Source organism: Kitasatospora sp. NPDC086791, from assembly GCF_040685975.1.
Lineage (GTDB): Bacteria > Actinomycetota > Actinomycetes > Streptomycetales > Streptomycetaceae > Kitasatospora.
This window is the reverse complement of sequence record NZ_JBFBOC010000058.1, coordinates 1-10,879: the sequence shown is the minus strand read 5'-3', so window position 1 is coordinate 10,879 and position 10,879 is coordinate 1. Positions and strand designations below refer to the sequence as shown.

The 10,879-nt window shown below is 69.2% G+C and carries 8 protein-coding genes and 1 pseudogene; 6 read left to right on the top strand and 3 right to left on the bottom strand.

From position 1 onward, the window contains the following. Nucleotides 1-94 precede the first annotated feature (94 nt). From AB0Q99_RS34005 to AB0Q99_RS33980, 6 genes are all read left to right on the top strand, one after another. Nucleotides 95-661 carry a site-specific integrase gene (locus tag AB0Q99_RS34005; protein ID WP_363578087.1) on the top strand — a complete coding sequence of 189 codons (567 nt, stop codon included), beginning with the start codon at nucleotides 95-97 and terminating at the stop codon, nucleotides 659-661. Next, a complete protein-coding gene (locus AB0Q99_RS34000; protein ID WP_363578085.1) occupies nucleotides 658-3,252 on the top strand; it encodes a tyrosine-type recombinase/integrase in 2,595 nt (864 codons plus the stop codon). Before AB0Q99_RS34005 ends, AB0Q99_RS34000 begins: the two co-directional genes overlap by 4 nt. Beyond that, nucleotides 3,249-3,884 (top strand): hypothetical protein, encoded by a 636-nt coding sequence (locus AB0Q99_RS33995; protein ID WP_363578083.1) that lies wholly within the window; start codon nucleotides 3,249-3,251, stop codon nucleotides 3,882-3,884. Before AB0Q99_RS34000 ends, AB0Q99_RS33995 begins: the two co-directional genes overlap by 4 nt. A 168-nt stretch (nucleotides 3,885-4,052) precedes the next feature. Continuing rightward, nucleotides 4,053-4,490 carry a hypothetical protein gene (locus tag AB0Q99_RS33990; RefSeq protein WP_363578081.1) on the top strand — a complete coding sequence of 146 codons (438 nt, stop codon included), beginning with the start codon at nucleotides 4,053-4,055 and terminating at the stop codon, nucleotides 4,488-4,490. Nucleotides 4,491-4,675: 185 nt separating this feature from the next. Beyond that, nucleotides 4,676-5,548 carry a hypothetical protein gene (locus AB0Q99_RS33985; RefSeq protein ID WP_363578080.1) on the top strand — a complete coding sequence of 291 codons (873 nt, stop codon included), beginning with the start codon at nucleotides 4,676-4,678 and terminating at the stop codon, nucleotides 5,546-5,548. A gap of 89 nt (nucleotides 5,549-5,637) precedes the next feature. After that, on the top strand, nucleotides 5,638-6,846 hold the full coding sequence (locus AB0Q99_RS33980) for an IS4 family transposase (RefSeq protein WP_363578078.1): 1,209 nt from the start codon (nucleotides 5,638-5,640) through the stop codon (nucleotides 6,844-6,846). Between the two features lie 286 nt (nucleotides 6,847-7,132). Here the strand turns inward: AB0Q99_RS33980 and AB0Q99_RS33975 are convergent. From AB0Q99_RS33975 to AB0Q99_RS33965, 3 genes and pseudogenes are all read right to left on the bottom strand, one after another. Beyond that, nucleotides 7,133-8,133 (bottom strand): annotated as a pseudogene (locus AB0Q99_RS33975) (IS5 family transposase). 73 nt (nucleotides 8,134-8,206) lie between these two features. Further along, nucleotides 8,207-9,682 carry a hypothetical protein gene (locus AB0Q99_RS33970; RefSeq protein ID WP_363578076.1) on the bottom strand — a complete coding sequence of 492 codons (1,476 nt, stop codon included), beginning with the start codon at nucleotides 9,680-9,682 and terminating at the stop codon, nucleotides 8,207-8,209. A 295-nt stretch (nucleotides 9,683-9,977) separates the two neighbouring features. Beyond that, nucleotides 9,978-10,745, bottom strand: coding sequence for a hypothetical protein (locus tag AB0Q99_RS33965; RefSeq protein WP_363578074.1), 768 nt, complete (start codon nucleotides 10,743-10,745; stop codon nucleotides 9,978-9,980). Nucleotides 10,746-10,879: the final 134 nt, after the last annotated feature.

The window sequence follows — 10,879 nt, the reverse complement described above, 5'->3', positions numbered from 1 at the left end:
CCATCCGCATATCGCATGCGAGACGGTCTACGCCGACAGGTGACCGTCCGTCAGTGAAACGGCAGATCCATCACCCCAAAGAGCAGATGTCAGTATGGCCTGCTGCGCACTGCGGGTTGGGCAGCTGGTGTCGCTGCGGCGCGAGGACATCCACTTCGTCCCGGTGGGCCGAACGGTTCCAGGGTGCTCCTACACCCAGGGTCCGCACCTGCACCTGCGGAAGCGGGGCGGGCATCCAAAGGGGGCCGCCAACAAAAACCGCGGCACCGTCATCCTGCCGGTGCCCAGCCCGGTGGAGATGCTGTACGCCGACTGGCTGCGGGAGCGGATCGGCATCCGGCGAGCGGCCGACTGCCCGTGGGCCTTCGTCACCTTCCCCGGCCCTACCGGCGATCCGGGCGGCGAAGCACTCAGCGCCCGGCGGGTCCAGGACCTGCTGGCCGACCTCTCCGCACAGGCCGGCCTACGGCACCTCCACCCGCACATGCTCCGGCATACCTTCGGCGAGACGGCCGCTGACCTCAACATCGCGCGGGACGTCCTCCAGCGTTTGCTCGGCCACAGCGACGTCGCCAGCCAGGACGTCTACCGCACGGTCGGCGACGCGAAGATCGCGATCGCCGCCACCGCCATCTCCGACCAGTTCTTCGGACCGTCATGACCTCACCGGCCTCCAACCCGCTCCCCAGCGCTCCGGTGCCCGAGCCGAACTGGCCGTACCTGATCGAGCACGGACTGGATCGCGCGACCCTTGAACTGCACTTCCCGCTCGGCGCCGACTGGCACACCCTGCGCGCGTGTGCTCACCCCGCCTGCGACCGCCCCGCGGACAAGCACCCCTGGCTGTGCTGGCAGTGCTGCACGGCGTGGCGAAAGGCTGGCTCGCCCGGCGACGTCGCGTCCTGGTGCGCCGCCGCTCCCGCGCCTCCCGCGCGCCGGGTGTACGGCGAGAAGCGGTGCGCGGTCGGCTGCCCGCGGCCGGCGGAAGCGAGCGGGCTGTGCAAGAGCTGCGTGAGTGCCCGCAAGGCGACGGGACTATCGGTGGAGGAGTACCTGGCCACCGACCCGGCTCCGCGTCCGGGCCTGGGCGAGTGCGTGGTACGGGTGTGCTCGCGCTGGGCGGTGCAGAAGGGCAGGCGGTTGTGCTTGCCGCACCAGCGGCAGTGGGCCGATGCAGGCAGGTCCGATCTGCCCCGGTGGGCGCTGACGGCTCCGGCGGTCTACACCACGATGGGCCTCGTCCCCCTGGGCGACCTCGGTGAGACGCTGCGCATCCAGGTCCTGCGCGGCTACGAGACCCAGCTGCGGCAGGGCGGCCGCATCAGCCCCACGCAGGTCAAGGCCGCCATCCGCTGGCTGGTGGACCACTCGGTGACCGATCTGCTCACGGCCGACCTCCCGGCCAAGGGCCAGAACACGACCTTCCTTCGCCTCTGGCAGCGATCCGTACCCCTTCTGGACGCCGACCGCGAGTCGGAGCACCGCCGCACGGTGATCCGACTCAACGTCCTCAATCCCCGCTACGCCGGTCGCATCGTCGACCTCAGCGACGTGCACGCCCCCTGGCTGCTGCGCGCCGTCCAGGAGCACATTCTGCTGCTGTCCTCGTCCGGTGCCTCCACGGCGCGGTTGCAGTCCGCCGGCTACGCGGCTCGCTGGTTCGCGATGTTCCTGCGCACGCTGCCGGGTGAGGGGCGCCAGCCGGCGAAGGTCGGACGGGCGGGCATGACGACGTACCTGAGGTGGCTGGCCGCCCGTGCCCGCGACACCGGCGACTACGAGTCCCTCGCCGCCGACGACCCCCGGCGTGAAGTGATCGCCGAGCGTCTGCTGCCGTCGCTGGCAGGCGCCGGCCCGCTGCTGGTGACCCCGCAGCGGCACTGGGGCCTGGTGCACACCTTGCGCGCCATCCTGGATCAGAGCCGGTCCGCGCTGGCCGAGGCCGGCGCCGCCGAGGTGCACCTGCTGGCCCAGGAGGTCCCGCCGTTCCCGGAGCGCGACGACACGGACAGCGAACTGGAGGGCCGCTCCCAGGACGCTCTACCGGAGACGGTGTTCCTCCAGCTGATGGCCGAGGAGAACCTCGCGCTGCTCCAGGACGGCACGCCCCGTGACTTCGTCGAACTGTCCCTGCGGGTTGGCCGGCGCCCGTGGGAGATGCGGCACTTGGAGTTCGACTGCGTCCAGTGGCACGACGTCGACGTCGAGGCGCCCGACGGCAGCGTGCAACGCCGCCGCTACCCGTTCCTCGTCTACTGGATGCAGAAGGTCCGCCGACGCCACAAGCTGCCGCTGCACGTCACCGACGTCGAGGTGATCACCCGGCAGCAGGACCACCTGCGCCTGGAGTTCCCGCAGTGGTTCGACGCCGACGGGCAGCCGCTCTCGCCGCGGCTGCTGCTGTTCCCCACACCGCGGCTGTCCCGCGCGAACAAGTTCGGCGAGCGTCCCTACGACAGCAGCACCAGCGGGTACTGGCTGGACGTGTGGATGGACCGCATCGCCCAGCTGCTCGACGAGCACGATCAGGACTTCGACCGCTCCCGTGTCTTCCCCTACGCCTTCCGGCACACCTACGCCCAGCTGCGCGCCGATGCCGGGGTGCCACTGGAGATCCTTCAGGTCCTGATGGCTCATCAGGAGCCGTCCACGACCCAGATCTACTACCGGGTCTCGCATCCGCGCCGGGTGGAGGCCGTGCGCGCCATCGCCGCCAAGTACCAGTTCGACATCTCCGGCGGCCGGCTTCGCCCCCGCGGCCCGGCCGATGACCTCGCCGACCGCGCCCGCGCCGGTGTGGGCCAGGTGCCGGTCCCCGGCGGGACCTGCCACGAGATGAACAACGTCCGCGCGGACGGGCACGGCTGCCCGGTGTACTACCGGTGCTTCTCCTGCAAGTTCTTCACCACCGACTTCACCCAGCTGCCCGAGCTTCGCCAGCTACGCGACAGCAAGGCCGAGCAGCTCATCCGGCTGGAGGCCGCCTACGGCAGTCTGCTCGTCCCGGGGCCGCTGAGCCGGGCGAACGTGGAGCTTCTGCGCCAGGAGCTCGTCCAGATCGACGAGCTCATCGGCAAGTGCGAGACGGACCTCGGCTCGCTGACGGACGAGGACAAGGCCACGGTCGAGGCGTGGCTCCACAGCCGTGACCGGTTCCTCACCGTGATCCCTGTCGCCGCCGTCCTGGCCGGCCGCCAGCGGCTGGCCCAACCGACCATCGACCCGATCCTGCTGACCGGGGAGGCGAGGTGACCGGTGGCCGCAGCCTGCAGGGGCGAGCATCGAAGGGCCTGGCCCCCGGGCGCGCGACCGCCCTGGACGCGGGCCGGCAGGCCGCCGCGGCTCGGCGCCGTGCCGACAGCGAAGCGTGCCGACAGCGCGTCCTGGACGTCATCGCCGGTATGCGCAAGACCCGCAAGCCGCTATCCGATGCGGAGATCACCCGGCGCGCCGAGGTCAATCCCCAGTACCTGCAACGGCACCGGGACCTGAAGGCCGAGGCGGAGGCCGTCCGCGCGCACCTCGCCGGCGACCGGCCCCGGGCCACGGCCTCCGCGGCGGCCCGCCAGGACGCGGCGCTGGCGGTGGAGAACCGCATGCTGCTCGAACAGAACGCGGCGCTACGCCGGGACCTTGAGGCTGCGAGAGCCGAACTCCGCGCCGTCCGCGTACGCGACCTCGCTGCCAGCGCGCTGGGCGACCTCGCGACGACACCTGGCCGGGACGCCGAGGTCGAGGCTCTGCGCGGGGAGCGGGACCAAGCCCTGGCCGCGCTGCGGCGCGCGGACACCGAGCTGCTGGCACTGCGCAACGTCGTTCAACGCCTCATGGTGGAGAACACGCGGCTGCTCGGGAGCAAGCATCAGCCGCCCGGCGACAGCTGAGCCGGGCCTGGTTCAGGGGTTCACGGTGGTCCCGCTCTCGGTGCTCGACCGCCATCCATCGCCCGTGGTCTGCGAGCGGAGCGTCTCCACGATCCGCAGCGCGAGACAAGAAATGCGATTGCCGCAATCTGTTGCGCTCATCGTAATTCCTGGCGCATACTGCAAGGCATGAGCGTATTCACCGACATCGCCGCGATCTGCCACCCGATGCCCGCACCCGGAGACGTGCCCGAGGACATCTACAACGACGTGTGCCACTCCATCCAGGCTCAGCGGGAGGAGATGATTCACAACCTTGAGGCCGCCGCAGACACGGACTGGGAGGAGAACGAACCGCTCCTGTCCGCGATCGGCATCGCGCGCTACCGCAAGGAGCAGGCCGAGGCCGAGATCCGCCGACTGATCGCCTACGGCAGGGAGTTCACCCGCCCCCGCCCCTACAAGCTCTCCGACCTCGCCGCCGCCGCCGGCATGTCCGTCTCCGGAATCCGCACCGCCTACGGCGACGGCGAAGTCGCGGACGTGGAGCAGGCCCTCGGTCGCGCGGCTCGCGAGTGGCGCGCGACCTCAACGGACGAGGTGTCCGAAACGGACAGCGCCTCGTGACCGGCCGGCGGTCCAGCGCGAAGAGGGTCCGGGCAGGAGGGTCCCGCCCGGGCTCGGTAGGCGGCGCCGCCGGGTACCGCGATCGTCTCCACGCGCAGGCATCCCGGGGCCTGACCCAGGCCGATGCGATCCGCCTCAAGGCGGCCCTGACGGGGTGGTTCGGTTCCGATCACTGGAACCGATACTTGGCCGCCGACGGGCTCCCGGACTACGGGAGGCTGTTCTGGCCCGAGCAGTGGCCGACGGCCTCGCTCAAGGAACGGATGGCGCTCCTCGCCGAGGACGAGTCGAACCCCCTGGAGGCGTGGCGGAACGCCGACACCATCTATGCGGACGCGCCGATGTGCGACATGGTGACAGCCGCCGCCCAGACCTTCCCGCAACAGCGTGTTCGGAGCGACGAGTTCATCGCCCCCATGGGCTTCTTGTTCTTCGCCAAGCCCGTCCCGTCGACCGCCTTCGCGCTTTCGCTCCCGGACCAGCCACCGGTCAGCGCCATCACCTGGGCGTGCGCGGACGGAGGTGTGAACGCCTTCACCTGGATTCGCCAGCCACCCGGGGCGTACGAGATCAACGGCATCACGGTCCAGCTCGCACCGCTCTTGCCCCATCTCGCCTACTTCGTGCCGTGGGACAAGCCTGCGGACGCGGGTACGCACAGCGTTTCCATGCTGAGGGCTCTGTCGGCGATCGCCAAGCAGCCCCTCACCTGCGAGGATTCCCCGAAGATCCATCAGTCGGTGCGCGCCATCGCACGCAGCGCGAGAATCCGCCCAGAGAGCTTCCGGCGCATCGCACTGCGGCGTCCCGAGGCCGCCGCGCACGAACTCTCCGCAGCCCGTGCCGTTGCAGAGGGTCGCACGCCTGCCGGCCACTGGGTCCGCGGGCATTGGCGCAACCAGTACTACGCCAGCGTCGACGAGCACCGGCCCGTCTGGATCGAGGGGTTTCCTCGCGGGGACTTCACGCAGCCTGCGGCCGTCGGCGAGCGACTTCTGATAGCCCGCGGGGATCGTGAAGGTGACGGGCCTGCTCTTTCGGATCTTGCCGGGCGCTGATCCGACAAGATCCGAAAGAGCGGGCCTAGGGCCAATACCAGTGACTTAAGGATTGCTGCTGGTAGGCTGCCTGCCCAGGAGGTGCCTGGATGCCACGCCCTGGGCAGGTCAAGCCGGCGACGGACGAGCGACTGTCGGACCGGATCGCGATCGGACTGCTGACGCGGACGTTCCCGCCGGAGTTGGTGGACCGGATCGTGGAGGAGTCCGGGAAGTCCGGGCAGCGTCAGCGGCTCCTGCCGCCCCGGGTGGTCGTCTACTTCGTCCTGGCGATGTGCCTGTTCTCCGGACAGGGCTACGAAGAGGTCGCCCGCCTGCTGACCGAGGGGCTGGCCTGGGCCAGGCGATGGTCGGGCTCGTGGCAGGTGCCGACCACCGCGGCGATCTCCCGGGCCCGGGTCAAGCTTGGGCCGGAGCCTCTGAGGGCCCTGTTCGCCGAGGTGGCCGGCCCTCTGGCCACGCCATCGACTTCCGGTGCTTGGTACGGGAGTTGGCGTGTCATGGCGATCGACGGTACGACCTTCGACGTCCCCGACAGCGAGGAGAACGCCGCCCGGTTCGGCCGTCCGAAGACGCACCGAGGAGAGCGGTCCGCCTTCCCGCAGGTCCGGGTGGTCGCGTTGGCGGAGTGCGGCACGCACGCGATCACCCATGCGGCGGTCGGCCCGTTCACCACCGCCGAGCCGGTGCTGGCCCGCGAGCTTTTCGGCGCCCTGGGGCAAGGCGACCTCCTCCTGGCCGACCGTGGCTTCGCCGGCCTGGACCTGTGGCGGGCGGCCTCGGCCGGCGGCGCGGACCTGCTGTGGCGCATCCGGTCCCACTCCGTGCTGCCCGTCCGGAAGGAACTCCCCGACGGTTCGTACCTCTCGGACATCGTGGCCGCCCGCGACCACCGCAAACGCACCGACCCCACCGTGGTGCGGGTCATCGAGTACACCCTGTACGACCCCGGCCGCCCTGCCCAGAGTGCCCCCTACCGGCTGATCACCAGCATCCTCGACCACGAGGCCGCCCCAGCAACGGAGTTGGCGGCCCTCTACAACGAGCGCTGGGAGATCGAGACCGCCCTCGACGAACTCAAGACCCACCAGCGCGGCCCCGCCCAGGTCCTGCGCTCCCGCTCACCCGAAGGCGTCGAACAGGAGGTCTGGGGCCACCTGCTGGTGCACCACGCCATCCGCGCGCTCATGCACGACAGCGCGCACCAAGCGGACGTCGACACCGACCGGCTCTCCTTCACCCGAACCCTCCGCCTCGCACGACGCCAGGTCGCCGCGCAGGCGGCCTTTTCCCCCTGACCGCCTTGCCACGGCCATAGCGGCCGGCGTCCGCGAAATAGCCGAACGACTCCTGCCCGTCCGCCGCAAACGCTCCAATGCCCGCGTCGTCAAACGCAAGATGTCCAACTTCGGCGTCAAGCGCAGCGAACACCGACTCTGGCCCCAGCCCACCCGCGACCCCGCCGAAGCAGTCACCATCGCACCGCACTACAGGACAGCCCCGATCAACCCTCCGACCAAACTTCCACAGACCTAGGACTCTTAAGTCACTGGTATTGGGCCTAGGGCGCGTATTTGGTCGTGATCAATGGGCCCGGGTGAGGTCCTTGATCCAGATCATCGCGCCGCGGAGGTGGAGGCCTGCGAGGTAGCTTTCCGGGGTCTTGTCATACCGGGTGGCGATGCCTCGCCAGGCCTTCAGCTTGTTGATCAGGCGCTCGACGGTGTTGCGCTCCTTGTAGAGCTCGGCGTCGTAGCTGACGGGCCTGCCGCCCTTGCTGCCTTTCTTCTTCCGGTTGGCGCTCTGGTCCTTCTTCTCCGGAATGACCGCCTTGATGCGGCGCTCGCGCAGGTGGGCGCGGTTGCCACGGGACGAGTAGGCCTTGTCCCCGGCGACCGCGTCCGGCCGGGTGCGGGGACGGCCGACCGGCACCCGGACCCGTACCTTCTTCAGCACGGGGATGAACTGCGGGCTGTCCGCGGCCTGGCCCTCGGTCAGTATGAACACCAGCGGGCGGCACTTCCGGTCACCGGCGCAATGGATCTTGCTGGTCTGCCCACCCCTGGAGCGTCCGATCAGGGCTTCCTTCAGGCGGAGCTTGCGCCGACGCCGGATGCGTCGCCGTTCTTCCCGTTTCGGGTCGCTTGAGGCGTCTCGCCCGTCTTGTTCCTCCGGGCCTCCCCCTTTTGTCGGGCCTTCTCCGCCTCCTCGGCGGCCTTCTCCAAGGTGGCCATCGTGTCGGAGTCGAGGTGCGTCCCGGCGGCGTCATGGTGAGCCCGCACGGTGGTGGAGTCCACGCTGACCAGGGACAAGTCGACCTCACCGCGCTTCGCCGCTTCCGCGATCAGCCCCTCCAGCAGGGCTTCGAAGACGCCGGCGTCCCTCCACTGCCGGAACCGGTTGGAGACGGTCGACCAGGCACCGAACTCCCTCGGCATCTCCCGCCACTGCCCGCCCGTCCGGAATCGCCAGATCACGCCCTCGAACTGCTGCCGCAGCCGCTCCGGGTACGGGCCGTACTCGCCGATCGGCAAGTACGGCTCGATCAACGCCCACTCTGCATCCGTCAGTTGCGCTCGCGTCACGCACCACGGTCTACCGGAACTGGACCCGCCGCGAAGGTAAATCGCGCAGATTGATCACGACCGAATACGCGCCCTAGCTCTCGGTTGCGGAGGGTCCCCACCCTGAAGAGAGGCGCGGCCGAGGACGGCGTTCCGTCAGGCTCAGGGTCCCCTCCTCGGTCTCCGCGTCGGGTGTGTCGGTTGGCCTCCAGGCCGGCGGTGTCGACGCGTAGAAGGCGTCGATCGGCTTGATCACGTTGTTGTGCCTGATCGCGTCGGACAGCGTCGCGCCGTCCAGGACCGTGGGGACGTCCACGATGTTGTCCTCGCTCGTGGCGATGATCAACCAGCGCAGCAGGCTCTGGAACGCCACGTGCCGCAGGACCGTCAGGTCCACTTTTTCTTTGTCCTTCTCGCCGATCTCGTCGCCGTGGACGTACTTGGAGCGCGCCTTATATGCCTTATTCAGTGTGTCCGCTACTACCTGGCGGGTCCTGTCCGTGCGCCACAGGGTCGCGGCCCGGATCTGCACCTTCCTGCTGAGGTCGAGGCCGTTCTCGTCAGCCATCAGGGCCTCGATGGCGATGACGTAGTGGAGCAGGACCTCCTCGATCTCCTCCTCGGGCACGTACTCCCCTGTATAGGTCCGGTGCATCGCCCGGACGAGGTGCTGAGCGGATCGGTTCAGGCGGCGGGACCGCTTCCCGCCCTTGGTCTGCACCTTGCGTATCCGGTTGTCAGCCCAGGCGCAGAACGCGGCGAACCGCTCCTGGTCCTCCGGGACGACCTCGTAGAAGCCCTCTTCGTGGACCTCGTACTCGATCATCACGTCATCGTCGGTTGCGGCGGCGCGTGTCTCGATGCCTGGCGTGCCATGGGCAAGGCTGACTCGTCGGCCTGGTTCCACCTCGTAGCTGGCCTGCATCCTGGTCAGCTCACTGGACCACAGCATCAAGATCAGCAGGGGCTGCCAGTGCAGCAGTTCGGGCCGGGACCGCATAGCCAGGGAGAGCCGCGCCCCTTTGAGAGGTTCGCGCTCCGCATCGGGGCGGCGCAGGAACGCGGCTCCCGCCAAGACATCAGCCGGGAAGGACGAGTGGAAGGGCAGGTCGTCGACGCTGGGCAGAGCCTGCAGTTGCCGCAGCTCCGATTCGGTGAAGGTTTGCAGGACGTAGTCCCCAATGGGGATTCGGGTGTCCTGAGGGAGACTCGCATCCAGGAGGACCCAGTCCTCGGAGACGGGAGCGGGAGCAAGGCAGAACTGTTCAAACTCTCGGGCGACGATGTCCTGGGTTCGGAGGTCGTCAGGGGCGGTCCTCTGTGCGAACGCAGCGAGCCCGGTGATGTCGAGCAGGACGCGGTCGTGGACCCGGTCCGGGTTCCGCGTCATGTAGAGGTCGGGTCGTGCGGTGGCGGGCGCTGCGCTGGTGACCGCTTTACGGACTACGCGCCAGGAGGGCTGCGTGGCGAACCTGTCCCAGGTGAACGACCGCCGGGACTCGGGCGTTATCGTGCCGACCTGCTGGAGCCAAGCACGTACCGCACCCTTGATGTCGATCTCTGATGTCATGCCATCACGCTAGTGCTGGTCACTCCGTTGGTGGGCGGATTCGCGGACGCCGAGGGCCCGCCCTCTAGCCCCGGTCCGTAGCCTGACCGGAGACCGGGTTGGCTGCGCGGTGTCAATTTCCATCCTGGACCGCCGTCACACCCGCCCGGTCCGCCGAGCCAGATTCGGGCCTAGCGAAGTGCTCGGTTCGGAACACGCGGGGCCGGTGGAATCAGGTGGCCAGGCCGTCCTGGAGCTTCACCAATATGGGGCACGCCCGGACCCCGGGCGCTCCCCATGCCAGCCACACAGCTGTTCAGTCTCGCTCGCGGCGCTCTGCGGCCATCTCGTCGCCGAGAACCGCGAGCTCCCACGCCTGTTCCTGGAGCGTTTCCACGATCTTTGCGAGCTTCTTGTCCCGCCTCGCCCCGGCCGCGGTCTCGAACTCGTCCACGTCGGCCCCACCCAAGAAGTGCGACATCCCTTGCAGCGCTGCGACGCCGAGCTTTACGTGGCTGAGCGGGCGGAGGTCCACCTCGGTGACCGGCGCTTTGCGGGTGGGATAGCCGTCCGGGCGCCGCTCGATCACCCGGGTGTCGGTCAGCCGCAGTAACGCGGCCAGTATCCGGGCCACGTGCACGCTCTGCGGCGGCACCACCGCTGCGCCGACCTCGACGGCAGCGGGCGGTGTGTCGCCGGGAAAGCCGAGGACCGACGGCCCGAGGGCATCCAGAACTTCGCGGGTGCAGGTGTGGCTGTGCGCCGTTCCCTTCTCGTCGAGGGTCAGCTTGTGGAACGTGTCTTCCCCGTCGATGGCGAGCATCGACCAGGCCGGGAAGTGCCGCACCACGACCGCGTCCTGGCCGAACTCGCGGATCACGGCCCGGCACAGGGCCTCGGCGTCGTTGACCAGGCCGGCGCCGAGCAACAGGTCCGTGGCGATCGCCAACGGGCCGCCGTCCTTCGTCGGCCACACCCGCAGCCGCACGTGCGACAGGGCCCCGCTGATGAGTGGAAAGGGCCAGGCGTGGTCATCCCGCACCGGGCTCAGCCGTGCAGGGGTGGGCAGAACGGTCTCCGACACCGAGAAGTCCTCTCAACGCGCGGGCGGGCATCCCCTCACGCTAGTCCCATCCTTCGCACATGACACGTTCGGGTGAATGGTCGGTACGACCGGTGCTTGCGGGGTGGTTGTTCGCTTTGATAGGGGCGTGCCGA